Below are 26102 nucleotides of genomic sequence, written 5' to 3' on the forward strand. Positions count from 1 at the left end.
CATGAGCAAGACTGAAACCATTATTATTGTCGGTGCAGGACAAGCAGGGGCAAGCGCAATTTTAGAACTGCGTGCTAACCAATACCAAGGCAAAATCATTTTGGTGGGGGATGAAAGCCACCTGCCTTATGAGCGTCCACCTTTATCCAAAGACGTGATTTTAAAACCGGAAGAGACCAAAATTGAAATTCTGTCTGAAGCCAAGCTGGCAGAATTGGGCGTCGAGGTGATTCGCGGCAATGGCGTGGTCAAACTCAACGCTGAAGCCAAAACCGTGACCTTGAAAAATGGGGAGGTTTTGGCATTTGACAAGCTGTTATTGGCGACAGGTGGTGCTGCGCGTCGCTTAGCGAATTTCGATGCTTTGGGTCAACAGGTCTATACCTTAAGGAATCTGGAAGACTCTCAAGCCCTCGTGCCTGTACTGCAAGCACAGCGTCGCATTGTATTAATTGGCGGTGGTGTGATTGGTTTGGAACTGGCTTCATCAGCACGGTTTAAAGACTGTCAGGTGACCGTGATTGAAATGGGGCCGATGGTGATGGGACGTTCATCTCCTCGGATTCTGAGCGAATTTTTATTGGCACAGCAACGTTTGGCGGGGGTGGATGTCCGTCTAAACACGCAAATCAGCGACTGTCGCTTAGCGGGTGATGAGGTGCTGATTACATTAGTCGATGGTGAAGAATTGCGTGCAGATGCGGTGATTTACGGGATTGGCATTATACCGAATGCGCAACTGGCCGTTGATGCCGGTTTAGCGGTAGATTTTGCCATTCAGGTGAATGAAAACTGCCAAACCTCACATCCGGATATTTATGCTGCGGGTGATGTGGCAACCCAACTGCGTGCCGATGGTCAATACCGCCGTGTGGAAACTTGGGAAAATGCCAATCTACAAGCGGGGATTTTTGCCCGCCATGTGATGGGTGTGACGCATCCAGCAGGCAATCCCGCATGGTTCTGGACCGATCAACTGGAGATTAATTACCAGTTTGTGGGTGATATGCAGGCAGCCGAATGGCATGTGCGCGGGGACATTGACCCAGCTTTAGGTTCAGCCTGTTCGTGTGTGTTGTTTGGTGTGACTGATGGTGTTGTGGTGGGAGGCATCACGGTGAATGCGGCCAAAGAAATGCGCCATTTGAAAAAAATGATCAGTAAGCAACAGCCTTTTGATGCCGAAAAGCATCTGGATCTGGTACAAGACTTACGCAAAATTGCCTAAAACTATGTTTGCAACCTTGGCAGGCTTGGGAGATTTAAGCCTGCTATTTTTTTATTTGGTGATCTATCCGAACGTTCCACCGCGAGAGTGTGGATGCCTCAGCTTTAAGTTATACGTCTAAAGTTTATATTTTACGGTTTGGCTTGAATTAGCAAACAGAGTATCTACAATAAGAAACACGCCGATCTCGACATTCGTGTTATTGGATTGAATGTGACATTTCTTTTAGATAATGACAGTACATGAAGCAGAACTTACAACAACAGCATTTCCAAATTAAAACCCAAGAATGTTGGTCACATACTTGGCGTAGACCTTCTTTTCAATATCTTGAATCTGCACATTTTAATGGCGTGCGGTTTTTAAACCCTACGCCTGCACCCGAAGGTCTCACCCATTTTGATCTGTTTAAATGGCTGTTAAAAAGAAAGTCTTCCACATGGGGCGCTGCAGAGAGCACGGATCCTTCAAATAGCAGTGCTAACCGTGTTTTACCGCATGATCGTCCCAATGCGGCACTGGAGGACTGGCAAGTCTGGTTTGTTGGGCATGCGACGGTACTGTTACAAATTGGGCCTTATAACTTATTAACGGATCCTGTTTGGGCTGATTTTGTCAGTCCGAAACAAGGGCGTGGTCCCAAGCGTTTTTGCCCAGCAGGGATTGCTCTGGAAGAATTGCCGACCATTCATGCAGTGTTGCTCAGTCATAATCACTATGACCATATGGATCTCGCCAGCTTGAACTGGTTACATGAAAAATTTGCCATGCCGATTTATACCGGTTTAGGAAATGGCTGGTATTTGCCGAAGAGTTTTCATGTGATTGAATTGGACTGGTGGCAGTCGGCACAATTCCATGAACTTGAATTGGTCTATACTCCGGCGCAACATGGTTCTGGGCGGGGCATGCGTGATCAGAACATGGCACTCTGGGGCGGCTTCTCGGTAAAACATGGTCGAGATCATTGTTTCTTTGCCGGTGATACAGGCTATTCAGCCCATTTTAAAGAGATTCATGCACGCTTGGGGGCTCCTCGAATTGCCCTATTGCCAATCGGGGCGTATGAACCGCGTGAGTTAATGCGGTATTTGCATATGAACCCTGAAGATGCCTTTCAGGCGCATAAAGACTTACATGCCAAATGCTCCTTGGCGATTCATTATCGCAGCTATCAACTCACCGATGAAGCACGTGAGCAACCTGAACGTGACTTACATGTCGCGATGCGAGGCACTTCGAAATTGATGAATCCGTTCTATTGCATCCGTGAAGGAAAGCGCTTGATTGTTTAATGCAGCCTTGGCATGTGAGAAGAGCTATCCCTCTGTTGGATCAGCGTAAGGGCGGTGAGAGACAGCGCCGCCATTGCTACATTCATGACAAAGGGATTAAAGGCTTGCATAAAATATTGCGGATAGATCCCTAATATTAAAAAGCTTAAGCCCAACATGCCGAGAATATTCAAGCGATGTAACAGCCTGCTTTTATAACCACATAAAAAGAGACATCCAAACAGGATTTCCATGACCCCTGAGTATTGCATCAAATGTATAGCCGTGTTTAGGTTGAATCCTTGCATGCGCCAGATCTGAATTTCATCATTTGCTTGAAATAGAATTTTCGGAACAAGACCTTGATAGATCCACAGTGTGGCTAGGCTCATATGAATGATTTGCAGAGATTTTTTATTTGCTTGCTGACTGTCCACGGATGACCTGTTCTAGAAAATGATGTTTATTTTCTGGGGATGGAATAAGACAAAAATGGGTTTTACCAAAAATTTTATAGCGATTCAATGCAACCTTGCGATACAGAAAATCTCGAAAAGCTCGCGGCATCAGATAACCTGCGTTCATCAGTGAGAACGGAAGTCCTAGCCGAGACAGAACCTTTAGTAAGGCCGTAGATTCGGTAAATAATTGCCCATCTATAATCACAAGCATGGTGCTGTAATGGGTGGTCGACAGCGCATAATATTTAAGAATTTCCTCACCCAAAGCAGATTGAGCTGACACTAATTTAAATTGCGCCTGTGGATCATGTTGAATGAGAAAACGGGCCCAAGCATTACAAATGACACAAATGGCATCAAAGAGAATAATGTCATTTTGCTGAATGATGTGTTGGATATCTTGTTGCATTGTTTAAGCATTCACAGATTCAGACGCTTCAAAATAGCAGATTCTTGAAAACCGAGATAGTTTAAAAAAGCCTCTCAATTGTAGGCCGATTTTTTTTTGATGTTGAACTGAAACATAGACTTGGAATTTGGGCTAAGCATAGAAGAATTCGATTGTTTTGATTAGTAAATACCGCTTTAGCTTGCATAAAAAAAGGGCTATGTTGGTAGTCGAACACTATTTACGACGGTTCAATAATAATCAATGCCATACTTGAGTTTGGAGAGATAATATGGACAATAATTCGCAAGCCTCGACGGGTAAGTGCCCATTTTCACATGGCGCAAATACCTCCGCTGCCAGCACACATGATTGGTGGCCAAATTCACTTAATTTAGACATCCTTTCGCAACACGATACCAAAACCAATCCTTTAGATCCCGAATTTGATTATGCCAAGGCATTCGAGTCGCTTGACTTAGAAGCCGTAAAACAAGATCTCCGAGACCTGATTAACAGCAGCCAAGACTGGTGGCCATCCGATTATGGCAGTTACATTGGGATGTTTGTCCGTACCGCATGGCATTTGGCGGGTTCTTACCGTAAGCAAGATGGGCGTGGCGGTGCCAATACAGGCAATCAGCGCTTTGCTCCCCTCAACAGTTGGCCAGATAACGTCAACACCGATAAAGGTCGCCGTTTGCTGTGGCCTATCAAGAAAAAATATGGCAACAAACTTTCTTGGGGAGATTTAATTATTCTCGCAGGCACTGTGGCGTATGACGTGGCAGGTCTTAAAACCTTTGGCTTTGGTGGTGGGCGTAAAGACATCTGGCATCCTGAAAAAGACATTTACTGGGGTGAAGAGCAGGAATGGCTGGCACCGACAGCCAACCGTTATGCCAGTGACCAAGACCGTAAATCTTTAGAAAACCCATTGGCTGCGGTACAAATGGGCTTGATCTACGTGAACCCAGAAGGCGTGGATGGCGTGCAAGATCCACTGCGCACTGCACAAGACATGCGAGTCACCTTTGACCGAATGGGCATGGATGATGAAGAAACCGTGGCACTTACCGTCGGTGGGCATACCGTGGGTAAAGCGCATGGTAATGGTAAAGCGGAACTCCTCGGTAAAGATGTGGAAGGAGCCGATGTCGAATTCCAAGGCTTAGGTTGGCATAACCCAGAAGGCACAGGCAACGGCCCTAATACCATGGTGAGTGGCTTAGAAGGTGCATGGACCACACATCCAACCAAATGGGACAATGAATTCCTGTATCTTTTATTCACCTATGAGTGGCAAAAAACCACCAGCCCTGCGGGGGCGAAACAATGGGAACCGATTAACATCAAAGAGGAAGACAAGCCTGTTGATGCGCACAACCCAAACGTACGCCGCAATCCGATGATGACCGATGCCGACATGGCTCTGAAAATGGATCCGGAATACCGCAAAATTGCAGAAGGTTTTTATAAAGACCCTGCACGTTTAGCCGAAGTCTTTGCCCGCGCATGGTACAAACTGACGCATCGTGATATGGGGCCAAAATCGCGTTACTTGGGTGCCGATGTGCCTGCGGAAGACTTGATTTGGCAAGACCCAATTCCGACTGTGGATTACACCTTGTCTGAAGCGGAAATTGATGAACTGAAAGCGAAATTGCTGAATAGTGGTTTATCTAGCAGTGATTTAATTACCACCGCTTGGGACAGTGCACGTACTTATCGTGGTTCGGACTACCGTGGCGGTGCCAATGGCGCGCGTATTCGTTTATCGCCACAGAAAGACTGGGTAGGGAATGAGCCTGAGCGTTTAGCCAAAGTTTTAGCCAAACTGGAAGAAATTCAGGCCAGTCTTGCGAAAAAAGTCAGCATTGCCGACCTGATTGTACTGGGGGGAACCGCAGCGGTAGAAAAAGCAGCACAAGCCGCAGGGGTAAATGTGAAAGTACCATTTACGCCAGGTCGTGGTGATGCGACTCAGGAACAAACCGATGAATACTCATTTGCCGATTTAGAACCTGTGCATGATGGTTACCGTAACTGGTTAAAACAGGATTATGCGGTACAACCTGAAGAAATGTTACTAGATCATACCCAACTCATGGGCTTAACCGCACCTGAAATGACGGTGTTGATTGGTGGAATGCGTGTGTTAGACACCAACTATGGCGGTGCAAAAGAAGGTATGTTTACCGACCGTGTCGGTGTGTTAAGCAATGATTTCTTTGTGAACCTCACCGACATGAATAACACGTGGAAACCCGTTGCTAAAAACCGTTATGAAATTTGTGATCGTGCGACAGGCGCAGTGAAATGGACTGCGACTCGTGTGGACTTGGTGTTTGGTTCTAACTCGATTTTACGCTCTTATGCTGAAGTGTATGCGCAGGACGATAACCAAGAGAAATTTGTGCATGACTTTATTGCCGCTTGGAATAAAGTCATGAATGCAGACCGTTTTGATGTGAAGTAATTTGCATTGATTTAGGTTAGAAAACCGCTCGAAAGGGCGGTTTTTTTATGGATTGATGATTTTGAATCTAATTAAACGACTTAGAAACTTAGTCGTTTATATAGCTCAAGACATTGAAATATTTATGCTATGAATTGAACTTCGTATCAACTGTATTTAGATGAATTTTAGAAAGGTTTAACCGTACGATAAAATGTTAGGCTAGGTGATTCATCATTAATCATTTCAAATAATAGAGTCACTTTATGCTTAAAAAAATGATTTTCTGCCTTTGCGTAGGTTTGTCTAATGCAGTCATCGCAAAAAGCGTAGCACTAAGTTTTGATGATGGTTTAGATCCCTCCATTAATTTACAAGCTCAACAAATCAATGATGATATTTTAAAGACCTTACAGCGCCATAAAATTCATGCAATTGTTTACCCTAGTATCAGTAAAATCGGCGGAGCAGAAGGATTCAATCTTATTGCGAAATGGGGGAAACAAGGACATCGTATTGGTAATCATGGCAACTTACATCTCAATTTGAATAAAAATGAAGTGAAATTACCTGATTATTTGCAAGATATGCAGCAGGGTCATTATGCCTTTTCTACTTTAGACGGATTTGTACCACGTTATCGATTTCCATTTTTAAAAGAGGGAAATACTGTAGAAAAAAGGGATGCTGTAAGAAATTGGCTTAGTCGTCATCACTATCAATCAGGAGCTGTAAGCATTGACGCGAGTGATTGGTATTACAATCAATTATTTTTGAAATACCAACAAGAAAGTGATCAGGCAAGCTTAGAAAAATTAAAACATGCCTATATTTCCCATTTACTTGACCGAGCAAAATATTACGATGACTTAGCAGGACAAACATTGGGACGCTCACCAAAGCATGTGCTTTTACTTCATGTTAGAGCCATTAATGCAGCATGGTTAGAAGATATCATTGTTTCATTCAATCAACAGGGCTGGAAATTTATTGATAGTGATACAGCTTATCAAGATCCAATGTACAAAATTCAGCCACAACTGTTACCTGCTGGTGAAAGTATTGTATGGAGTATTGCCCAAATCTATGGTGTTAAAAATTTACGTTATCCAGCAGAAGATGCACCCTATGAATATCAAAATTTAAAAAATAATGGTTTGAATGTTATTCCATAAATCAGAGTATATTTTATAATATGTTGATATATTTGAATAAATACATTAAAAATTCATAATTGATTTACAGGATAGCGAGAATAAGTGAAATAAATGAGATTCATCACAATGAAAAAAATCTTATCGGGCTTAATTTTAAGCGTGAGTTCATTGGCTATAGCAGGTACTGCATTAGCGGAAAACTCGGCTACAGCCACATAAAATTCGCAAGCCCATATGCAGCATGATTCAGCACATCACAATATGACGAATGCACAAGGTTGCCCACAGCCACCAAAAGATGCCAATGGTTGCCCAATACAGCCGAAATACATGAACGGAAAAGACCATCCACAACCACCTAAGTCAAAGTAATTAGATATGCTGGTTTAAATACCGATATATACCAAGAACAGAAATGAGAAGCCGCCACGAATGGCAGTTTTTTTATTGATATTGAATACTTTGCCAGTGTGTCGACAGCATTCATCTAATACATTGACTTATTAGAAAATTTCTTCAATAAAATTCTGTTTTCTATCAACTTCCAGTGGACTTGTTTTGAAAGGGGAGAGGTATATTTACGAACTCATCCACCCATCTAAAGTAAATTGAATGTCTTGTTCTAAAATTTGCCAGTCTTTAAATTCAGGCTCGACCAACAAAGTCTGCGATACAAAGCCATAACACACCCGTTGTACATTTAAACTGATTCGCTGGAGTTGTATTTCATCTTCCACATAAGGCGACAAAATGCTGTGCCACATTTGCAGCATCATGGCATAACTTTTACGGTAACTTTCAATGCTTGAAATCTGCCGTTCCAGTAAAAAAGTCTGCGCCCAAAGAAACTGTTGCGCCTGAATCTGTTCAAGTTGGAAGTGAATAATTTGCTGTAAATAGTCCTCAAAACTTAATTTTGTGGATAACTCCATTCGCGTTTGTGCATAACTTTTGAGTTGTTCAGCATTGTTTTTTACATGCTGATGAATGGTTAAGGCAATCAAATCTTCCTTCTTAGAAAAATATTCATAAAAGGTGCCCAAGCCTACACCAGCCACATCGGTAATTTCACGAATGGTCATTTTCTCTGCCGAACGCTCATGCAAAAGCCGAACAAAACTGTCTTGCAACGCTTCTTGAGTGAGTCGAGCTCTGGATTGGCGTGGTTTACGACGGACTTGAATCTCAGGATTTTTCATAGCTGAAAGCTGAACATCTCAAGGGACATTTTTGTCTATACTGAAAGAAAACCCAAATCAGAACAAGAGTGAAATGGCGATGTTGAATACATGGATGACCCATCAAATTAGCAATCAATTTGATGAAAAACAAGACTATAACTTGTTCAGTACAGACATGGTATTACAGGAAATATTGGCACGTTATGGCAGTCAGGATCAGGCACATTTAACCAAACTGGGGCAAATTGCAGGCTCAGCAGAATATTATGCCTATGCAGAACAGGCCAATCGGCATACACCACTATTACATAGCTTTGATGCTCGGGGTCGTCGTCTGGATGTAGTCGAGTTTCATCCTGCATGGCATCAATGGATGGCATTAAACCGAAACCATGCCGTACATGCCCATCCATTTATACAGCCCCATACAAAATCAAATTGGGTGGATTGGGCAGCACGATTCTATCTCACAGGGCAAGTAGAATGTGGCAGTTTATGCCCGACCGCAATGACTTTGGGCAGCATTCCTGTGCTGCAACGTGAACCCGAGCTGTGGGAGAAAATTGGGAGCAAATTACTCTCGACCGAATATGACCCGCGAGATATTCCAATTGCGCAGAAAAAGTCGATTTGGCTGGGCATGGGCATGACCGAAAAACAGGGTGGGTCGGATGTCCGCGCCAATCAAACTTTGGCAAAACCGATTGCTGCCGCAGGACGAGGGCAAGCCTATTTACTCACGGGGCATAAATGGTTTTTCTCTGCACCAATGTGTGATGCGCATTTGGTGGTGGCACAAACTGAACAGGATGGTTTGGCCTGCTTCTTTGTACCGCGTTGGCTAGACGATGGCCGTAAAAATGCGGTACAGGTGCAACGCTTAAAAGAAAAAGTCGGTAATCGCAGTAATTCCAGTTCTGAAGTCGAATTTAAAGAGGCTTGGGGCATCATGATTGGCGAGCTAGGGCGTGGCATTCCGACCATTATCGAAATGGCGAATTACACCCGCTTGACCTGTTCGGTAGGCAGTAGCGCCATGCTGAGACAGGCCTTGGTGCAATGCTTGGCCTATACCCGCCAGCGTCAAGTTTTTGGCAAAACCCTATCCGCACAACCCCTCATGCAAGCGGTACTGGCTGATTTGGCTTTAGAAACCGAAGCTGCCATACAGCTTAGTTTTCACTTGGCGCATTGTTATGCAACAGATGATGCCTTGTCTGTCGCATGGAAACGCATTATGACCCCTGCGGCCAAGTTCTGGATTTGTAAGCGTGCGGTGGAACTCACTGGTGAAATGATGGAAGTGTTTGGCGGCAATGGTTATGTCGATAATGGCATGATGGCGCGCATTTTTAAGGAAGCACCGGTCAATACCATTTGGGAGGGTTCGGGTAATGTCATGTGTCTGGATGTACTGCGAGCCATTCAGCGAGAGCCGGAAACGCTGCAGGTTTTACTCCAGTCCTTTGCACCTGTGGCAGCCGAGCAGCCTGTATTGCAGGCAGAACTACAGCAATTGCTGGCCCTATTTCAGCAACAGTCTGAGCAATTGCAATTCATGGCACGTAGTCTAGTCAGTCGATTGGTGATTTTAGCCCAAGCGATTTTATTACAGCAGTATGCACCAGACTTTGTCAGCAAGGCTTTTATTCAGTCACGTTACCATGCCTTTCATGGGCGCGTGGTGGGCATGTTAGAGCTACAAGATATTGATGTAGAACAATTATTACAACGTGCTTTACGAGTTTAAAAGCAGTTATCATGACAAACTAACGCAAAGTGTAGATTGTTTTTTGATCGCCTGTGTAAGCTCTGGCGTACAATAAATGAAGGACTTTGCGTATAGGTATTTTTTTAGAAATCTCCTATCATGCATCTCATTCAGGAACAGGATGTTCCGGAACATACAAGGATTGAGATGTTCTAAAGCAAGGATCGTTTTGGTGCAACAGGATGTTATACCGAGCAACAAATACGGAAAAGCCCGACAGGATGTTGGGCTTTTTCTTTTGTAGAAGAAAAATATATTCAGGTTTAGTCCGATTCTGATCTGCGTTAAAATTTCACCATCAATTGACCGACATGGTCGTGATTAAAATACTCAATTAAGCGTTGCGGTAAATGTGCTAGATCGTCTATTACATGGACTTTATATTGGATTAGACCTTGCTGTAACAACGCAGCAATCACGTGATTGGCCTCCTCTTGGTAGTCTAAATAATCAGCCACCACAAAGCCTTGTAAATGCAGACTTTTCCTCTGTATATCGGCCCAATCTATGGCATGTTTGGGCTGATGCTGAGTTTGCACAGCATGGGTGGTTCCCCATACAATCCGTGCGTATTGATTCATGTGATGCATAACTTGATCGAAGCTTGAACGCTGCGTATTGGGGTAAAAAAGATCAATCCCATGTGGGGCAGCGGCTTTTAATTCTGTCGCTAAATCGGGCGCATTCTCGTTAAGGGCGGCATCAAATCCAAGCTGCTGTTTTAGCCATGCACACTGACCTGCCGATTCTGCGATGCCAAGCACTTTTAAGCCTTGGGCTTTTGCCAGTTGTCCCAATAACGCCCCAACGCTACTGCTCGCGTCAGAAATCAATACGGTTTCTCCACTTTGAGCATGTCCGATTTTGATTAAGCCCGCATAGGCCGTCAGGCCAGTCAAATAGAAAATCGCGAGCACGGCTTCTGCGGGGAGGGTCGAATCTACAATCTGCATTTCCTCACACCCCAGTACATACTCACTCCATGTGGTTGGACCCACTACCATCGCACCAACGGGAAATTGAGCATTCAAAGATTGAATCACCATGCCCACACCATAAGCCTGTAAGACGTCATCAAACACTGAATGGCTGCTCGGGTTGTGTAGTGTTTTGTGCTGCCAGCTCTGCAAGGCTGGTTCTAAGGACATATAGCTTTGTTTGACTAAAAACTCACCTTGAGTGAGCTGCGGGAGGGGAAAGGGAAGCAGATCAAACATGTCTATGCTCAATGTTCCTTGCGGATATTTGGCTAACCTAAAAGCTTGATTTCTCATGATGTTCATCCTTTTTATCTGCTTATCATTATTTTTTTCCTAGCCAAAACATTGAGTTGAAAGAGGTGGGGGAAGTGCTTTACCTTTAGCAGATCCCATCGTACGGTGATCTGTACATTCAGCCCTTTGGTAAAGTAGAGCCATGATGCTAAAGCAGGTGGTTTGTTATGTTTTATTCGTATGGGCAGACAAGGCTCAATATCTGTCAAGCACGATTGTTTTTATGTGAATGATGGAAAATGTATTGGATTTGGTTGCCTGACGCGGTCCCAAGCAAGGAGATAAAATGATTGTAAAATGTACAAGCCGGACTTTTCAATCTCCTTTTTGCTGTGTTTTATCTTATTGCTGTTTTAATTGCGTACGTAAGCGATGTAGTTCTTCTCTTAATTGGGTGACTTGGTCTGGCATACATTGAATGGCATTCAAAATTTGTTCTGGAATCGGCAATACAGCTTGTTTTAGGACTTTGCCTTGGTCTGTCAGGGAAATCAGCACGCGCCGTTCATCTTCAACTGAGCGTTTACGCTCAATCAAACCCAAACTTTCTAGACGTTTTAATAAGGGGGTGAGGGTGGAAGACTCTAAAAAAATCCGTTCGCCAATTTCAGATACTGTCAGTTGATCCTGCTCCCATAAAATTAGCATAACCAAGTACTGCGGATAAGTAATCCCATGTGGCTGTAGTAATTTACGATAATATTGGTTCAGTGCCAGATTGGTCGAATAGAGCGCAAAGCACAGTTGATTATCGAGCTTTAACAACTCCTCTGATTTGGACATGGTCGGGCACCGAGCGTGGAAATTATTGATATTATAACGGTAAGCGCGCTAGGCTTGTAGCCAATTATGAATTTTACTCGGTCGACCCTGGCTGAATTTAGAAGCATTTTTGCAGACCGAAGTAGGGCGTTCTGAGGACGAAAAATTGCTTGAAAAAGCAACAGAAAGGCGTATTATCGCAGGGCATGTTCTACTCAGAGCATGCTTGAAATCTGTTGTGAATAAGGTGAAACAGAATGGCAAAGAAGAAGCCACAGCCAGAAGCTGTGATGCATAATTTTGTGGCAAAATACATGCACGAGGTCAACAAAAGCCAAGTGTTTGTAGATCGAAAGAAAAATGCAAAACGTGGTTATAACAAACACAAACAAGGGCGATATTCCGAAGATTATCGCCCTTTTTTATGTCTCATCAATACTGTGCTGTTGACTTAGGCACTGACAATTCGGGTACTCGATTTCACCATATCGGCCAAACCATGCGTTTTAAAATAATATTCCATCCAGCTTTTCACCATTAACGGATTACTCATTTTCAGCACGCGTTCCAGCAGTTGTTGTGCATCGCTCATCGGGACATGACAAATCGCTTTACGCACACGTAAGATATTGCTCGAACTCATCGAGAGGGTATTAAAGCCCATCGCCATCAGCAGCACCGCAGACAGCGGATCCCCCGCCATTTCCCCACAGATACTAATCGGCTTGTCATACTGATGGCATTCTTGTACCAAGCGCGTGAGTGCTCTCAAGATAGAAGGGTGGTAGTGCGAATAGACGTTAGCAACCCGTGGATTGTTACGGTCTACGGCCAATAAGTATTGCGTTAAGTCATTTGAACCGACCGAGAAGAAGTCCACCAATTCTGCAAACTCTTCAATTTGCAGCAGCACACTTGGCACTTCAACCATAATCCCGATTTTAGGTTTATTAATTTTGACCTGTTCTTCTTCTTGAACGGCGTGCCAGTCACGATCTAGTAAATATAGGGCTTCTTCGACCTCACTCACACTGGTGACCATGGGTAACAGAATATGCAAATTATTCAGGCCAATACTGGCCTTGAGCATGGCACGAATTTGCGAAGAAAAAATTTCAGGATGATCGAGGGTAAAGCGAATCCCACGCCAACCTAAAGCTGAGTTTTCTTCTTCAATTGAGAAGTAAGGCAGGTCTTTATCTGCACCAATATCGAGGGTACGCATCACCACTGGCTTGTTGGCGAAATGGCTGAGTTGCTGGCGATAAATGGCACGTTGTTCTTCTTCGCCAGGGAAGCGGTCACGTAGCATAAACGGAATTTCAGAACGATACAGCCCGACACCTTTCGCACCGCGCTGCACACCACGCACCACATCAATCATTAAACCTGTATTGACGTACAAGCGCACTGCAACACCATCCGGAGTGATGGCATCTTTGGTCTCGTACTGTTTCAGGTCTTTGGCAATTTGTTCTTCTTCTTTCTGAATTTCTTTATAGCGGGTTCGCAAACGACGCGGCGGGTTAATAAAGACCCGTCCCTGATGGGCATCGACAATCATTTCGGCATCATCAAGGGTATTGATCGGCAGTTCCGTGACCCCGACCACGGTTGGAATGCCCAAGGCACGTGCCACAATCACCATATGTGAATTCATGGCGCCTTCGGTGGTCACAATCGCGGCAATCTTATCCACGGGCAATTCGACCAAGGCCGCCGTGGAAATTTCTTCCCCAATCAGGATGCTTTCATCGGTCAGCTCACGATGGCTAGAATCCGCTTCTTGTAAAAACGCTAAAATTCGTCGGCCTAAATCTTTCAGATCGGCAACGCGTTCCCGTAAGTAGTCATCTTCCATTTGCGCAAACAGAGCAATATGGTTATCGATGACAATACGTACCGCACCTTGTGCCCAATTACCATCCCGAATTTCCGATTTAATTTCGGCTGGCAGGGCATTCTCATCCAGCATGCGTAAGAACACACTAAACAGGGCGCGTTCTTCGGCCATCAAGGCATCTTGCATTTTGTCATCGAGTGACTGAATTTCTTCGCGTACTGCTGTAAGCGCACGATCCAGTAAATCCAATTCTTCACTGATGTCATCAGCTTCACGGTCAGGAACTGCGGATAAATCTGCAGGAGGATACAAGATGACGGCACGACCCAAGGCAATGCCACCAGAACCGGAAACCCCTTGAAAGGTTTTATAAGCCGGCAGATTGTTCGGCTTACGGAATACATCAATATTGCCGACAGCATGTGCATGGGCAATTACACCAGAAAGCTGCGCGCACAAAGTAACAAGGAAAGATTCTGCAGCTTCGCTAAAATCTTGTCGTTCCTTATTTTGTACCACCAATACCCCCATCACTTTACGACGGTACATCACAGGTACACCGAGGAACGAGTTATAAATTTCCTCCCCTGTTTCTGGCAGATACATAAACCGTTCGTGCTTTGGTGCATCGTCTAGGTTGACGATTTCTTCACGTTGCCCCACAAGACCGACAAGTCCTTCACCAGTATGTAAAGACACATGACCGACAGATTCGGGGTTCAGACCTTTAGAGGCCATGAGTAGATAACGTTGATTGCGTTCGTCGAGAAGGTAGATGGAGCAGACATCGACATGCATCGCTTCAGCGACTTGATTGACCATTATGTCGAGTGATTCATGCAAACTGGTGGACGCATTGATTTCTTGTACAATCCGTCTGAGGGTATCCAGTTGCATATTTGACATAAAGTCTGCTCCCAAAATAAAGGTCTAAATTAGTATTATTTATAGCAATAGTGTCTTAAAAAATCTGCATTTTTATACATTTTTTTTAAGGGTTTTTAATGGGTAATTGATTGCACAATTCTACCATGGCTTTACGGTAGACATCGCGCTTAAAATTCACCACTTGTCCTAATGGATACCAGTAACTGACCCATTGCCATTGGTCAAATTCTGGCGGGTCAGACAAATTCAATTGAATGTGCTGTACCGAAGCGGTCAGTTTCAGTAAAAACCACTTTTGTTTTTGACCAATACATACGGGGTCTGAATCCGCACGTATATACCGATGTGGCAAACGATAGCGCAGCCAACCCTTAGTTTGCGCTATGATTTCGACGTGTTCGGGCAGTAAGCCAACTTCTTCTCTCAGCTCACGATAAAGTGCCTGTTCAGGGGTTTCTCCATATTGGATACCTCCTTGTGGAAATTGCCAAGCATTGTGTCCAATGCGTTTTGCCCATAAAACCTGTCCAAAGTCGTTTGCCAAAATGATCCCGACATTGGGTCGGAAACCTTCAGAGTCGATCATTTGGCTACCTAAATTTTGTGTAATATTGTGGCCTCGCGTTCGGGGATTGTTATTTCTTTATCCAACTCGAACCAAAACAAAGCTAAAATGTTAAAATTGCTATGATCTTAACGAATTTCTATCGACTAGCGGAGATAGATTTACAATTTTTTTCTTAAATTTCAGTTTTTACGAGTATTTTCATGAAATTGGCGCTATTTGATCTCGATCACACCTTACTTAATACCGATTCAGATCATTCTTGGGGAGAGTTTTTAGTCAATGAAGGACTGGTCGACCCTATCCGCCATCGTCAAATGAATGACAAATTTTATGAAGACTATAAAGCGGGGCAGTTAGACCCGATTGCCTATAATGAATTTGTCTTTGAATTTCTGACTCAGCACGACAATCAGTATTTAACTGAATTGCATGAACGCTTTATGCATAAAGTGATTCGTCCACAAATGCGTCCTGAAGGATTTGCCGCAATTGAAAAACATCGGGAAGCTGGACATGCTTTGGTGGGAATAACTGCGACGTCGGACTTTATTACGGCACCGATTTTTCGTGAATTTGGCATTAGCGAAATTATCGCCACCAATGCAGAAGTGATCGATGGTAAATATACGGGCAAAGTGATCAATATTCCGTGCTACCAAAAAGGTAAATTGGCGCGTTTAGACTTATGGCTAGATGGACGAGAAGTAAAAGAGTCTTGGGCATACTCCGACTCCATTAATGACCGTTTCTTGTTGGAATATGCCGACCATGCCATTGCGGTGAATCCAGATGATCGCCTAGAAGTTTTGGCCAAAGAACAGGGCTGGGACATTCAAGACTGGTCAATCAGCTAAAGAATTTTCAGCAGATTTTAATAAACAAGCATGGGTGGATTGAAATCTGCCCATGCTTTTTTATGGACAGATTAAAGAGATTTAACAGTTTCTCGGCTGTTGTGTTGATATGCTAAGAGGGAGAATAAGAACACTGGAGAATATTAAAATGAATCAAGTGCGCCCAAGAATGACACATTTATTTGAACAGCTCGGTTTAGATGCCAGTGAAGATGCAATCGCGCTATTTATTGTGACGCATCAACTGAATGCACAAACCCATATTGCTCAGGCCGACTTTTGGAGCGGGGCACAGCGGCAATTTTTAGAAGAAAAAATCCAGTCCGATGGTGAATGGGCGATTATTGTCGATCAGCTGAATGAATCGTTGCATGAAGATTCAATGCTCAAAAGTAAGTTGTAATTTAGGGATGGGCTTAAATAGGTTGCACCATGGCATAACTGAATAAATCAAAAGAAAGAGCTCCGTTAAGATCAACAATCTTTTCATTTTCAGTTTTATTTAAGCAGGTGACCTGCATGAATCAGCCTGAGCAAGCTCGTACCGTATTGGTTGCGGAAAACTGACTCTTGTAGAGCAGTTTGAAGAAATTCCCCTGATGGCACAATCACCTGAGTTTGAGATTGCAGCCTTTTTTTCAGAGGTTATTTTATCGAAAAATCTATAGCGAAGGTTTATGGCAAAGATAAAAAACCATCCTTCAGGATGGTTTTTCATGCTGTCAAAGCTTACTTCATCATGTTAATTAATTCTAAAACGGCTTTGGACTGGGTACGTGCCGGATGCCAAACCATGCCCAATTGACGGTTCATTTCAAAACGAATGTCCAGTTGCTGCAAATCTTGATTCAGCAGCGTTTGTGGCAGCACCGACCAACCTAAGCCAATTGACACCAACATCCGGATTGATTCCAGCGGATTATTGCTCATGGTAATTTTCGGCTTTAAGCCCTGTTTTTCAAACTCGGCCAAGGTAATTTGACTGGTATAGGTCTGAGCCGAAGGCAATAAGCTTGGATAGGCAATCAGATCTTCAAGTTTTAGATTTTTCTTCTGAGCCAAAGGGTGAAATGGGGCCGCCACAAACACCAGAGGGTCATTCCAAATAGTGACATAATTTAAGCGTTCATCCCCTTGCGGTGGTAGCGTCAGAAAGGCCAGTTCTAGATCACCAGCCAAAACCTGTTCGTGGGCTTGCTCGGAATCAACAAAATGCACATCTAAAGTGACTTGCGGAAAGTGTTGTACATAATTGCGTAAATGATGCGGGAGGTGATGCAGGCCAATATGATGGCTAGTGCCGATTTTCAGTTTGCCTTGTACTTGCCCTTGTTCATGACTCAGGGTGTGATGAATATCACCCAGTTCATTCAGCCAGTTTTTAACTTTGGGCAACAGCGAGTGTGCAGCATGGGTAGCTTGTACCCCACGTCCTGCGGATTCAAACAGTTTAACCCCAAAATAATCTTCTAAACTATGAATTCGTTTGGTGACCGCGGGTTGGGTAATAAACAGTTGGTCAGCCGCTAAGGAAATCGAACCTGTTTCCATTACTTTTACAAAGGCTTCAAAGGCGGCCAAGTTCATAGATATAATCCATAAAGTTTTTTTATGTGTTATGTATTATTTATAAACTTTTAGCATTAAGCAAATAAAAAAAGCACCCAGATTTAGGGTGCAAAGAGGAAAGCATACTCAGGACTGAATGATTAGGCTGAAATGTCCTGTGTGCTCGTCGCCTGATTTGAATTTTTATCCCAGACTTTTTCATGAAAAAAGAACGCGATCGCCTGAACCGTTGGTTCGAGTAAACTTAAGGTAATTGCCATGACCCAGCTGCCTGTTACAAAGTAGCCAACGAACATCGCTACACTGATATGCATAAGGTAGTAGCTGAACGTTTTTTTTAATGTGCGTTGATTGTGCTGAACAAAATGATAAATATGTGCCATGAGAAAAATGTCCTTGAGCTGCGCTGTATGGCTTAATGATAATGAGTTTAATTTAATCTGTAAAAGCGAATAATTATTTTAAAATAATCGAATAATGCGATTTTAATTGGGTGTTAAATTCATTCCAAAAAGTATTTAAATCTATAAAAATGATAAATTAGATTTATATTATTTCAGCGTTATAATCACCTAAAGTATAGCAATTACCCAGTTCTATGGAGCGCGTCGACATGGCAGGCAAAACCTTATATGACAAATTGTGGGATGACCACTTAGTAAAACAACGTGATGATGGTTCGTGCTTACTTTATATCGACCGTCATTTATTACATGAAGTGACTTCACCGCAGGCATTCGAAGGTTTACAGCTTGCAGGCCGTCAACCATGGCGTTTAAGTGCCAATGTCGCAACGCCTGACCATAACGTGCCAACTTCAAAGAAAGAGCGCGAACAGGGGATTGCAGGGATTGAAGATGATACTTCACGTATTCAGGTACAAACCTTGGATGACAACTGTGAAGCCTTCAATATTGTTGAATTCAAAATCAATGATATCCGCCAAGGGATTGCCCATGTGGTTGGACCAGAACAAGGTTTAACTTTACCGGGGATGACGGTGGTGTGTGGTGACTCGCATACGGCTACACATGGTGCTTTTGGCTGTTTGGCACATGGGATTGGAACTTCAGAAGTTGAGCATGTATTGGCGACCCAATGCTTGGTTCAGAAAAAAATGAAGAACATGTTAGTCCGCGTGGATGGAACATTAGGTCAGGGCGTTACACCTAAAGACGTCGTTTTAGCCATTATTGGTAAAATCGGGACCGCTGGCGGTACAGGTCATGCAATTGAATTCGGTGGTCAGGTGTTCCGTGATATGTCGATTGAAGGACGTATGACGGTATGTAACATGGCAATTGAAGCCGGTGCACGTGTGGGCATGGTGGCTGTTGATGATAAAACCATTGCTTACGTGAAAGACCGTCCTTATGCACCGAAAGCAGAGCAGTGGGATGCTGCGGTAGCTTATTGGAATACCTTACATTCAGATGCAGATGCCGAGTTTGACACGGTCGTGGTTTTACAAGGCGAAGAGATTGAGCCGCAAGTGTCTTGGGGCACTTCTCCTGAAATGGTGATTCCAGTGTCTCAAGTCGTACCGACTTTGGCAGATGCTAAAGATGATGTACAACGCAATGACTGGACCCGTGCGTATCAATACATGGGCTTGCAAGCCGGTCAGGCATTGGCAGATATTCAATTGGATCGCGTATTTATTGGTTCATGTACCAATTCACGAATCGAAGATATTCGTGCTGCGGCAGAAGTAGTGAAAGGTCGTAAAGTTGCTGCAACTATTAAACAAGCCATGGTGGTTCCAGGTTCTGGTTTAGTCAAGAAACAAGCCGAAGACGAAGGTTTGGATCAAGTCTTCCTTGAAGCTGGTTTTGAATGGCGTGAACCAGGTTGTTCAATGTGCTTGGCAATGAATGCGGATAAATTACAACCGGGTGAGCATTGTGCTTCGACGTCTAACCGTAACTTTGAAGGCCGTCAGGGCAATGGTGGTCGCACGCATTTGGTAAGTCCAGCAATGGCAGCCGCAGCGGCAATTGCAGGTCATTTCGTTGATGTACGATCATTTTAATTCGGGCTGGGGAGCAAAGACATGAAAAAATATACCGTTGAACAAGGTATTGTTGCACCATTAGACCGTGCCAATGTCGATACAGATTTAATTATTCCAAAACAGTTTTTGAAGTCGATTAAGCGCACTGGTTTTGGTGAAAATTTATTTGATGAATTACGCTATTTAGACGAAGGCTTTTTAGGTCAAGATAATTCTAAACGTCCTAAAAATCCTGAGTTTGCATTGAATCAGCCGCGTTATCAAGGTGCGACGATTTTAATTTCTCGTGCCAACTTTGGTTGTGGTTCAAGCCGTGAACATGCGCCGTGGGCATTGGAAGAATATGGTTTCCGAACCGTGATTGCGCCAAGCTATGCGGACATTTTCTTTAATAACAGCTTTAAAAATGGCATGTTACCGGTAATTTTGGCTGAAGAAATTGTCGATCAGCTTTTTAAAGAATGTGCGGCAACGGAAGGCTATCAGTTAACCATTGACCTTGAAGCACAAGAAGTGCGTACACCATCAGGTGAAGCCTTTAAATTTGAAATTGACCCGTTCCGTAAGCATTGTTTATTAAATGGTTTGGATGATATTGGTTTAACTTTACAAGCCCAAGATGACATTCGTGCTTATGAAGCCAAAACTAAACAGTCACGTCCATGGGTTTTTCAAGAAATTCAGGGATAAAGCGTGCAGATTAGGTCATGACAACACGGCCCAACTCTTGCTAACATCGGAGGCATAATCAAGATGATAAATGCTTTATTACGCAAGGTTGGGCTAGAAAGATGACGAAGGTTTTCGGTCGATGTGTAGTTGCAGGATTATTGTTGAGTGCACTGAGTGGTTGCCAGTGGTTGGACAGTGCCCGCATTAAACAAGTGGAACATACCGAAAGCACACATGCCAATGCTTTAATTTATTGTTCAGGAACACATAATTGTGAGTTTGAGCGTCTAGGTGATGTCTTTATCATAGATTCAAAAACTCATCGCGTGACCACCGATGCAATTGATAAAGGCTTGGTACGCTTACAAGCGAAATCATTGAATCAACCGAATGCCTTGTATTTGTCGGCACCTGCAAAACAGCAGGAATTGGTCATTCGGTTTTATCCCATTTCGCCTGATCGAGCTGAAACTTTACATGTAATTCATGCATTTAAGGCCAAACAACGCTATACCTTTACAATGTATCGTGATCGAACCAGACAACATGTCAGTTTATTGAATGCGTCTGCGCCAGATCCATTGTGTGTAGATTTACAGCAAGAACAAAAAACAATTCGCCGCTTCTGTAGACCGTATGATCCTCAAACTGGATTGGGCGAGTTTGTAGAGCAAAAAATTAATCTCTAAACAGTCAGTGTACTGATCAAATAATGGAAGTTCTCATGTCTAAACAAATTTTGATTTTGGCGGGTGATGGTATTGGACCAGAAATTGTCAAAGCTGCCGAGCATGTACTTGACCGAGTCAATACAAAATTTAATTTAGGTTTAACATGGGAGCATGGTTTACTGGGTGGCGCTGCAATTGATGCGCACGGCGAACCCTACCCAGCAGTGACTGCTGAACAGGCGAAAAAAGCCGATGCGATTTTACTCGGTGCTGTCGGTGGTCCAAAATGGGATACGATTGAGCGTTCAATTCGCCCAGAACGCGGATTATTAAAAATCCGTAGCGAACTAAATCTATTCGCGAACTTGCGTCCTGCGATTCTCTATCCGCAATTGGCGGATGCTTCAAGCTTGAAACCTGAAATTGTGGCAGGTTTAGATATCTTAATCGTGCGTGAATTAACAGGTGGGATCTATTTTGGTCAGCCACGTGGTATCCGTGAACTCGAAAATGGTGAGAAGCAAGGCTTTAATACGGATGTTTATTCTGAATCAGAAATTAAGCGTATTGCCAAAGTCGCTTTTGAGATGGCTGGATTACGCGGTGGTAAAGTTTGTTCAGTGGATAAAGCCAACGTCCTTGAAGTCACCGAGCTTTGGAAGCAAACCGTTACTGCATTAAAAGAACAGCAATATCCTGAAATTAATTTGTCGCATATGTATGTCGATAATGCTGCAATGCAGTTGGTGCGCGCGCCGAAGCAGTTTGACGTGATTGTCACGGGCAACTTGTTTGGCGATATTTTGTCGGATGAGGCAGCGATGTTGACGGGTTCGATTGGTATGTTGCCTTCAGCCTCTTTAGATGAAAATGGCAAAGGTATGTATGAACCATGTCATGGCTCTGCACCAGATATCGCGGGTCAAAATGTTGCGAATCCATTGGCCACCATTTTGTCGGTGGCAATGATGCTACGTTATACGTTCCGTGAAGAAGCAGCAGCTCAGGCCATTGAAGATGCAGTAGGTCAAGTACTGGATCAAGGTTTACGTACAGCAGATATTATGTCTGAAGGCATGAACAAGGTTGGGACTGTGGAAATGGGTCAAGCAGTTGTTGCTGCTCTCGCATAATGGCGTGACCACACGAAAAACGCAGCTCTAGGCTGCGTTTTTTTATGTATAAAAGGTTTTAGCACGTGCGTTGGCTCACCTGTACCGATATGGCAATGTCATTTTTCAGTTGGAAAACGATGTTACAGGCAAGATCGGTTGAATAGTACTGATTACTGTTGCTGGGAATGTATAACGGGGCTTCGCCCATACTGTTTGGCGCTTGAGGGATGGGAATGGGGATATTGATTGAACGTGGAATACTATATAACAGCATGTGCTGATCTTGTTTCATCAGCTCTGCTGGAGCATAACCTAAGGCCTGTAAATCAAAGTTTTGCTTAATATAGGCACTGGATTGACCGATATAGCGCTGTAAATACTGCTCCAGTTGCACACTAGAAGTGGGCGTAGTAGCGCAAGTGGAGAGGAACAAGCAAAGACTGCATAGTAATAAGGAAATCAGCTTCATAGGAGATCCTATGCGGATGATGATTTTCTTATTATAGGCAAGTATAGCCGCGATGGTTGTAGAGTTGGATAAACGGTTTTATACAAAAATTTAGGCAACAAAAAAGCCACATCATGTGGCTTCATTTGCATTCACTAATTAGCGTGCACGGTACGTGATACGACCTTTAGTGAGGTCATAAGGGGTCATTTCTACCTTCACACTGTCGCCAGTTAAAATGCGGATATAGTGTTTACGCATCTTACCAGAAATGTGAGCAATTACTTCGTGACCGTTTTCTAAACGTACACGGAACATCGTATTAGGAAGCGTTTCGGTGACAACGCCTTCGAACTCAATGAGTTCCTCTTTATTGGCCATAGCCTACCTGATGATCAAATTGGAAAGGGGCAAATTATAGTCAATTTTTTAGAAAAAATCAAGAATCAAACCCGCGCTTGCGTGCTGGCTGGCAGTAAATTAAGCGAACTGTCGGTTTCAAAAAATTCCAGAAAAATTTGACTATAGATGTTGTCAGTTTGGTCAATCACAGTTAATCTAAATTTATTGTTTTAGGTATAAATGAATAACATACAAGGAAGGTCATTGCGTGGGTCAGCTAACGGATGCATCGGTTGTACTGCGATTGGGCTATCAGGCGATTCGTCGTTCAGGATTACCAACCGAAGAAATTTTAACAAAAGCAGGGGTGGCTTTAAAACAAGTTCATGCCAATGATCGAACCCCATTAAATGCACAATTTGCCTTTTGGGCTGCGGCAGAGGAAGTCAGTAAGGACCCAGATATTGGTTTACATTTAGGTGAACACTTGCCTTTATATCGAGGGCAGGTGATTGAGCATCTATTTGTCAGTAGTGAAAACTTTGGTGAAGGTTTAAAGCGTGCCTTAGCATATCAACGTCTAATCAGTGACGCTTTTCATGCTCGCTTGGTGATTGAGGATGACCGCTGTTATTTGACCAATGGCGAGCAGCCTTGGGCAGAAAATATCATCAATCGTCATTTTTCTGAATGTGCCATGTCTGGTATTTTGCGGTTTTTTAAATTCATTACTGAAGGACGGTTTCAACCGCTATACATTGATTTTAACTTTTCTCAAGGTGCGCCAGACGATGAGTACTTTCGCGTATTTGAGTGTCCAGTCAGTTTAGGGCAAAAAGAAACTCGCCTATATTTTGATCCGTCAATTTTAGCCTATCCATTATGGCAGGCAGAACCTGAATTGTTACAATTACATGAGCAACTCGCGCTTGAGAAATTGCAGGAGTTGGCACGTTATGACCTGGTGGGTGAAGTGCGTCGTGCAATAGGTTCAACGCTGGAAAGCGGCGAAACTACTCTGGAAACTGTCGCAGCACATCTCAATATTACCCCCCGTCGTCTGCGGACCCAATTGAGTGAAGCCAATACCAGTTTTCAGCAGATTCTTTCAGACTATCGCTGTCGCTTGGCAAAGAAATTGTTGGCAAATACCAATGAAAGTGTGGAGCGAATTGTTTATCTCACAGGCTTCTCTGAACCAAGTACTTTTTACCGCGCATTTAAGCGCTGGACCAATGAAACCCCGGTTGAATATCGGAAACGTAAACAGCGTTAGGCATTAAAGTCGATAAAAAACCTCCATTCGGGAGGTTTTTTATGTTGGCGCAGAGCCCTATTTAAAAACGCTTGATTTATTCAGGCATATTCAGCCAATGCGGTCCTAAAGCGACTTTAGGTAAATCGAACTGCGCTGGATAGTCGGCATGAATAAAATACAGACCATCGGGTGGCGCTGTCACCCCTGCGGCTTTACGGTCTTGTGCCGCAAAGATATGGTCAATATGATCCACGTCATACATGCCTTGGCCAATTTCAAGCAAGCAACCCATAATATTGCGCACCATATGATGTAAGAAGCCATCGGCTTGAATATCAAGCACTAAATACGCCCCGTGTTGAATCAGGCGACAATGGCTGACATGGCGCACAGGCTGATTAGATTGGCAGGCCGCTGCACGAAAACTCTCGAAATTATGGGTGCCTTCAAATTTTTTCGCGGCTGCCATCATCTTGGCTACATCAAGAGCGCAATAGGTATGCGTCACTTGTTTATACAGCAACGCTGGGCGTTGTGGATGGTTATACACCACATAACGATAACGACGTGCCTGAGCTTTGAAACGGGCATGAAATTCATGATCCATTTCTTTAATCCATTGGATCGCGATATCTTTGGGGAGTTGGCTATTGGCTCCCATCAGCCAGCCACGTTCTGGACGGATGGCATTTGTATCGAAATGTGCCACCATATCGGTGGCATGAACCCCTGCGTCTGTCCGGCCTGCACCATGCAGCATAATTGGCTCATTCGCAATTTTACTGAGCACTTTTTCCAGTGTTTCTTGCACACTGACGACACCAGCTTGCTGAGTTTGCCAGCCACGATAATGAACACCAGAAAATTCGATGCCGATGGCGAAACGTTGCATAGGGTTATTTACCTCAAATTAAACCGAAGCATGCCAATGTGCGAAACATTGCTCAGCTGTGTCGTATTTTAAATACATCTGTAATGCTTTGGCATATAAATCCGCATGACTGATACAATCGCTGACCAAGACCCCAGCATCCTGAATCCAGCGACTGATGGCATAGCGCTGATCAAGTGTACCGAAGCAGACTTGTGTGGTGAGGATCACCAGACATCCTTGCTGACGTAATTGTTGCAACAACTCAATACAAGCGGCATTGACGGCCATATTGCCTGTACCAAAGCCTTGTAAAATCAGGAAACGCGGAGGGCGTTGCGCGATCAACTGTAAATTTTGTAATTGTTGAGCTAAGTCAATCGGTTGTACCATGAGATTCAGGCAATTAAAGCCCTGCGCTTTCACCAGATCATCATCACTCACAACATAAGCAGCAGGCTGTGCAAGTTTAACGTGGCTGTCCAGTCCAGCAAAGGCATCTAATTCAGTGGTATGTTGTTTTAATACACTACGACCGTGGAATAACTGCTGATGGAATGCCAAGTACACCCCGACAGGTTGGTTGTGTACAGCGTGTAAGGCAAAATTCAGATTATCAATCGCGTCGGTAAATTCGCGTGTATCGCTTCCCTCTATATTGAGTAAAGGATACTGGCTACCAGTCAGCACAACATGGGCCGATTGCCCAATAAATCTGGCGAGCATTGCACTGGCATAACTCAGTGTATCTGTACCATGAATAATCACGAAATGCTGGAATTGTTGTAATTGCAGGTGTTGTATAAATTGGATCAGTTGCAGCCAATCAGCAGCTGTACAGGCACTGCTATCCTTGATTACCGGAGCAACTAGGCATTCAATATTCAGGTCGAGGGGCAGTACTTTTTCCAGTTGAGGAATAAATTCAGCTGCTGGCATTGGGCTCAGCGGTTCTCCAACACAGCCAAAAGTTCCACCCATATAAATTAAAGCAATTTTTTTCATCATAAAAAAAGCAGTCAAGTATGACTGCTT

At 43.7% G+C, this 26102-nt stretch carries 26 protein-coding genes; 13 read left to right on the forward strand and 13 right to left on the reverse strand.

Features of this window, described 5'->3' with window-relative positions:
* Position 1: 1 nt before the first annotated feature.
* A complete protein-coding gene (gene hcaD, locus ACX17N_RS10965; RefSeq protein ID WP_458892606.1) occupies positions 2–1228 on the forward strand; it encodes a 3-phenylpropionate/cinnamic acid dioxygenase ferredoxin--NAD(+) reductase subunit in 1227 nt (408 codons plus the stop codon).
* 242 nt (positions 1229–1470) lie between these two features.
* The gene (locus ACX17N_RS10970) at positions 1471–2523 is read left to right on the forward strand and encodes an MBL fold metallo-hydrolase (RefSeq protein WP_458892607.1); all 1053 of its coding nucleotides are present in this window, start codon (positions 1471–1473) and stop codon (positions 2521–2523) included.
* Here ACX17N_RS10970 and ACX17N_RS10975 read toward each other — a convergent pair.
* Positions 2520–2939, reverse strand: a complete 420-nt coding sequence (locus ACX17N_RS10975) for a DoxX-like family protein (protein WP_458892608.1) — start codon at positions 2937–2939, stop codon at positions 2520–2522. The two genes, ACX17N_RS10970 and ACX17N_RS10975, sit on opposite strands and share 4 nt — an antisense overlap.
* Positions 2917–3372 carry a thiol-disulfide oxidoreductase DCC family protein gene (locus ACX17N_RS10980; RefSeq protein ID WP_458892609.1) on the reverse strand — a complete coding sequence of 152 codons (456 nt, stop codon included), beginning with the start codon at positions 3370–3372 and terminating at the stop codon, positions 2917–2919. The genes ACX17N_RS10975 and ACX17N_RS10980 overlap by 23 nt, the downstream gene beginning before the upstream one ends.
* A 271-nt stretch (positions 3373–3643) precedes the next feature.
* Here ACX17N_RS10980 and katG point away from each other — a divergent pair, with 271 nt between their 5' ends.
* Both katG and ACX17N_RS10990 read left to right on the forward strand, forming a co-directional pair.
* A complete protein-coding gene (katG, locus tag ACX17N_RS10985; RefSeq protein ID WP_458892610.1) occupies positions 3644–5830 on the forward strand; it encodes a catalase/peroxidase HPI in 2187 nt (728 codons plus the stop codon).
* Between the two features lie 245 nt (positions 5831–6075).
* Entirely contained in the window at positions 6076–6984 is a 909-nt protein-coding gene (locus ACX17N_RS10990) for a polysaccharide deacetylase family protein (RefSeq protein WP_458892611.1), read from the forward strand.
* Between the two features lie 560 nt (positions 6985–7544).
* Here ACX17N_RS10990 and ACX17N_RS10995 read toward each other — a convergent pair.
* Positions 7545–8165, reverse strand: coding sequence for a TetR/AcrR family transcriptional regulator (locus tag ACX17N_RS10995; RefSeq protein ID WP_458892612.1), 621 nt, complete (start codon positions 8163–8165; stop codon positions 7545–7547).
* Between the two features lie 79 nt (positions 8166–8244).
* Between ACX17N_RS10995 and ACX17N_RS11000 the strand changes: the two genes are divergently transcribed.
* Positions 8245–9897, forward strand: a complete 1653-nt coding sequence (locus ACX17N_RS11000; RefSeq protein WP_458892687.1) for an acyl-CoA dehydrogenase family protein — start codon at positions 8245–8247, stop codon at positions 9895–9897.
* 305 nt (positions 9898–10202) lie between these two features.
* On the opposite strand, the gene ACX17N_RS11005 is transcribed toward ACX17N_RS11000, so the two are convergent.
* Both ACX17N_RS11005 and ACX17N_RS11010 read right to left on the reverse strand, forming a co-directional pair.
* Positions 10203–11192, reverse strand: a complete 990-nt coding sequence (locus ACX17N_RS11005; RefSeq protein ID WP_458892613.1) for a zinc-binding dehydrogenase — start codon at positions 11190–11192, stop codon at positions 10203–10205.
* 342 nt (positions 11193–11534) lie between these two features.
* The gene (locus ACX17N_RS11010; RefSeq protein ID WP_458892614.1) at positions 11535–11975 is read right to left on the reverse strand and encodes a MarR family winged helix-turn-helix transcriptional regulator; all 441 of its coding nucleotides are present in this window, start codon (positions 11973–11975) and stop codon (positions 11535–11537) included.
* A 236-nt stretch (positions 11976–12211) separates the two neighbouring features.
* Between ACX17N_RS11010 and ACX17N_RS11015 the strand changes: the two genes are divergently transcribed.
* Complete coding sequence (locus ACX17N_RS11015) at positions 12212–12409, forward strand: DUF7230 family protein (RefSeq protein WP_458892615.1); 198 nt, start codon at positions 12212–12214, stop codon at positions 12407–12409.
* On the opposite strand, the gene ptsP is transcribed toward ACX17N_RS11015, so the two are convergent.
* Both ptsP and ACX17N_RS11025 read right to left on the reverse strand, forming a co-directional pair.
* Complete coding sequence (gene ptsP, locus ACX17N_RS11020) at positions 12406–14703, reverse strand: phosphoenolpyruvate--protein phosphotransferase (RefSeq protein ID WP_458892616.1); 2298 nt, start codon at positions 14701–14703, stop codon at positions 12406–12408. The genes ACX17N_RS11015 and ptsP overlap by 4 nt on opposite strands.
* A gap of 85 nt (positions 14704–14788) precedes the next feature.
* Positions 14789–15271, reverse strand: coding sequence for an RNA pyrophosphohydrolase (locus ACX17N_RS11025; protein ID WP_458892617.1), 483 nt, complete (start codon positions 15269–15271; stop codon positions 14789–14791).
* Positions 15272–15453: 182 nt separating this feature from the next.
* Here ACX17N_RS11025 and ACX17N_RS11030 point away from each other — a divergent pair, with 182 nt between their 5' ends.
* Together ACX17N_RS11030 and ACX17N_RS11035 are read left to right on the forward strand one after the other, a co-directional pair.
* Positions 15454–16107, forward strand: coding sequence for an HAD family hydrolase (locus ACX17N_RS11030; protein WP_458892618.1), 654 nt, complete (start codon positions 15454–15456; stop codon positions 16105–16107).
* Positions 16108–16255: 148 nt separating this feature from the next.
* Complete coding sequence (locus ACX17N_RS11035; RefSeq protein ID WP_458892619.1) at positions 16256–16510, forward strand: DUF2789 family protein; 255 nt, start codon at positions 16256–16258, stop codon at positions 16508–16510.
* 326 nt (positions 16511–16836) lie between these two features.
* On the opposite strand, the gene ACX17N_RS11040 is transcribed toward ACX17N_RS11035, so the two are convergent.
* On the reverse strand, positions 16837–17694 hold the full coding sequence (locus ACX17N_RS11040; protein ID WP_458892620.1) for a LysR family transcriptional regulator: 858 nt from the start codon (positions 17692–17694) through the stop codon (positions 16837–16839).
* Between the two features lie 122 nt (positions 17695–17816).
* Positions 17817–18059: a DUF2061 domain-containing protein gene (locus ACX17N_RS11045; RefSeq protein WP_458892621.1), complete on the reverse strand. Its 243-nt coding sequence runs from the start codon at positions 18057–18059 to the stop codon at positions 17817–17819.
* A gap of 230 nt (positions 18060–18289) precedes the next feature.
* On the opposite strand from ACX17N_RS11045, the gene leuC reads away from it, so the two are divergent.
* From leuC to leuB, 4 genes are all read left to right on the forward strand, one after another.
* Positions 18290–19708 (forward strand): 3-isopropylmalate dehydratase large subunit, encoded by a 1419-nt coding sequence (gene leuC / locus ACX17N_RS11050; RefSeq protein WP_458892622.1) that lies wholly within the window; start codon positions 18290–18292, stop codon positions 19706–19708.
* 21 nt (positions 19709–19729) lie between these two features.
* Positions 19730–20380: a 3-isopropylmalate dehydratase small subunit gene (gene leuD, locus ACX17N_RS11055; protein WP_458892623.1), complete on the forward strand. Its 651-nt coding sequence runs from the start codon at positions 19730–19732 to the stop codon at positions 20378–20380.
* Positions 20381–20481: 101 nt separating this feature from the next.
* A complete protein-coding gene (locus ACX17N_RS11060; RefSeq protein WP_458892624.1) occupies positions 20482–21051 on the forward strand; it encodes a hypothetical protein in 570 nt (189 codons plus the stop codon).
* Positions 21052–21086: 35 nt separating this feature from the next.
* Positions 21087–22166, forward strand: coding sequence for a 3-isopropylmalate dehydrogenase (gene leuB, locus ACX17N_RS11065; RefSeq protein ID WP_458892625.1), 1080 nt, complete (start codon positions 21087–21089; stop codon positions 22164–22166).
* Positions 22167–22224: 58 nt separating this feature from the next.
* Here leuB and ACX17N_RS11070 read toward each other — a convergent pair whose 3' ends face one another.
* A complete protein-coding gene (locus ACX17N_RS11070) occupies positions 22225–22617 on the reverse strand; it encodes a hypothetical protein (protein WP_458892626.1) in 393 nt (130 codons plus the stop codon).
* 138 nt (positions 22618–22755) lie between these two features.
* Positions 22756–22977, reverse strand: a complete 222-nt coding sequence (infA, locus tag ACX17N_RS11075) for a translation initiation factor IF-1 (protein ID WP_001284370.1) — start codon at positions 22975–22977, stop codon at positions 22756–22758.
* A gap of 229 nt (positions 22978–23206) precedes the next feature.
* On the opposite strand from infA, the gene ACX17N_RS11080 reads away from it, so the two are divergent.
* Complete coding sequence (locus ACX17N_RS11080; RefSeq protein ID WP_458892627.1) at positions 23207–24214, forward strand: AraC family transcriptional regulator; 1008 nt, start codon at positions 23207–23209, stop codon at positions 24212–24214.
* 76 nt (positions 24215–24290) lie between these two features.
* Here the strand turns inward: ACX17N_RS11080 and truA are convergent, their stop codons facing one another.
* Both truA and ACX17N_RS11090 read right to left on the reverse strand, forming a co-directional pair.
* The gene (truA, locus tag ACX17N_RS11085; RefSeq protein WP_458892628.1) at positions 24291–25088 is read right to left on the reverse strand and encodes a tRNA pseudouridine(38-40) synthase TruA; all 798 of its coding nucleotides are present in this window, start codon (positions 25086–25088) and stop codon (positions 24291–24293) included.
* A gap of 18 nt (positions 25089–25106) precedes the next feature.
* Positions 25107–26075, reverse strand: coding sequence for an asparaginase domain-containing protein (locus ACX17N_RS11090; RefSeq protein ID WP_458892629.1), 969 nt, complete (start codon positions 26073–26075; stop codon positions 25107–25109).
* Positions 26076–26102: the final 27 nt, after the last annotated feature.

Source organism: Acinetobacter sp. GXMZU3951 (assembly GCF_054457875.1).

Coding starts and splice junctions, on each gene's coding strand:
- leuD (WP_458892623.1), top strand. CDS start 19,730: ATGAAAAAATATACCGTTGAACAAGGTATTGTTGCACCATTAGACCGT.
- ACX17N_RS11015 (WP_458892615.1), top strand. CDS start 12,212: ATGGCAAAGAAGAAGCCACAGCCAGAAGCTGTGATGCATAATTTTGTG.
- ptsP (WP_458892616.1), bottom strand. CDS start 14,703: ATGTCAAATATGCAACTGGATACCCTCAGACGGATTGTACAAGAAATC.
- leuC (WP_458892622.1), top strand. CDS start 18,290: ATGGCAGGCAAAACCTTATATGACAAATTGTGGGATGACCACTTAGTA.
- ACX17N_RS10995 (WP_458892612.1), bottom strand. CDS start 8,165: ATGAAAAATCCTGAGATTCAAGTCCGTCGTAAACCACGCCAATCCAGA.
- truA (WP_458892628.1), bottom strand. CDS start 25,088: ATGCAACGTTTCGCCATCGGCATCGAATTTTCTGGTGTTCATTATCGT.
- infA (WP_001284370.1), bottom strand. CDS start 22,977: ATGGCCAATAAAGAGGAACTCATTGAGTTCGAAGGCGTTGTCACCGAA.
- ACX17N_RS11060 (WP_458892624.1), top strand. CDS start 20,482: ATGACGAAGGTTTTCGGTCGATGTGTAGTTGCAGGATTATTGTTGAGT.
- ACX17N_RS11025 (WP_458892617.1), bottom strand. CDS start 15,271: ATGATCGACTCTGAAGGTTTCCGACCCAATGTCGGGATCATTTTGGCA.
- ACX17N_RS11005 (WP_458892613.1), bottom strand. CDS start 11,192: ATGAGAAATCAAGCTTTTAGGTTAGCCAAATATCCGCAAGGAACATTG.
- ACX17N_RS11090 (WP_458892629.1), bottom strand. CDS start 26,075: ATGATGAAAAAAATTGCTTTAATTTATATGGGTGGAACTTTTGGCTGT.
- leuB (WP_458892625.1), top strand. CDS start 21,087: ATGTCTAAACAAATTTTGATTTTGGCGGGTGATGGTATTGGACCAGAA.
- ACX17N_RS11030 (WP_458892618.1), top strand. CDS start 15,454: ATGAAATTGGCGCTATTTGATCTCGATCACACCTTACTTAATACCGAT.
- ACX17N_RS11040 (WP_458892620.1), bottom strand. CDS start 17,694: ATGAACTTGGCCGCCTTTGAAGCCTTTGTAAAAGTAATGGAAACAGGT.
- ACX17N_RS10990 (WP_458892611.1), top strand. CDS start 6,076: ATGCTTAAAAAAATGATTTTCTGCCTTTGCGTAGGTTTGTCTAATGCA.
- ACX17N_RS11010 (WP_458892614.1), bottom strand. CDS start 11,975: ATGTCCAAATCAGAGGAGTTGTTAAAGCTCGATAATCAACTGTGCTTT.
- ACX17N_RS10980 (WP_458892609.1), bottom strand. CDS start 3,372: ATGCAACAAGATATCCAACACATCATTCAGCAAAATGACATTATTCTC.
- ACX17N_RS11070 (WP_458892626.1), bottom strand. CDS start 22,617: ATGAAGCTGATTTCCTTATTACTATGCAGTCTTTGCTTGTTCCTCTCC.
- ACX17N_RS11000 (WP_458892687.1), top strand. CDS start 8,245: ATGTTGAATACATGGATGACCCATCAAATTAGCAATCAATTTGATGAA.
- ACX17N_RS10970 (WP_458892607.1), top strand. CDS start 1,471: ATGAAGCAGAACTTACAACAACAGCATTTCCAAATTAAAACCCAAGAA.
- ACX17N_RS11045 (WP_458892621.1), bottom strand. CDS start 18,059: ATGGCACATATTTATCATTTTGTTCAGCACAATCAACGCACATTAAAA.
- ACX17N_RS11035 (WP_458892619.1), top strand. CDS start 16,256: ATGAATCAAGTGCGCCCAAGAATGACACATTTATTTGAACAGCTCGGT.
- katG (WP_458892610.1), top strand. CDS start 3,644: ATGGACAATAATTCGCAAGCCTCGACGGGTAAGTGCCCATTTTCACAT.
- hcaD (WP_458892606.1), top strand. CDS start 2: ATGAGCAAGACTGAAACCATTATTATTGTCGGTGCAGGACAAGCAGGG.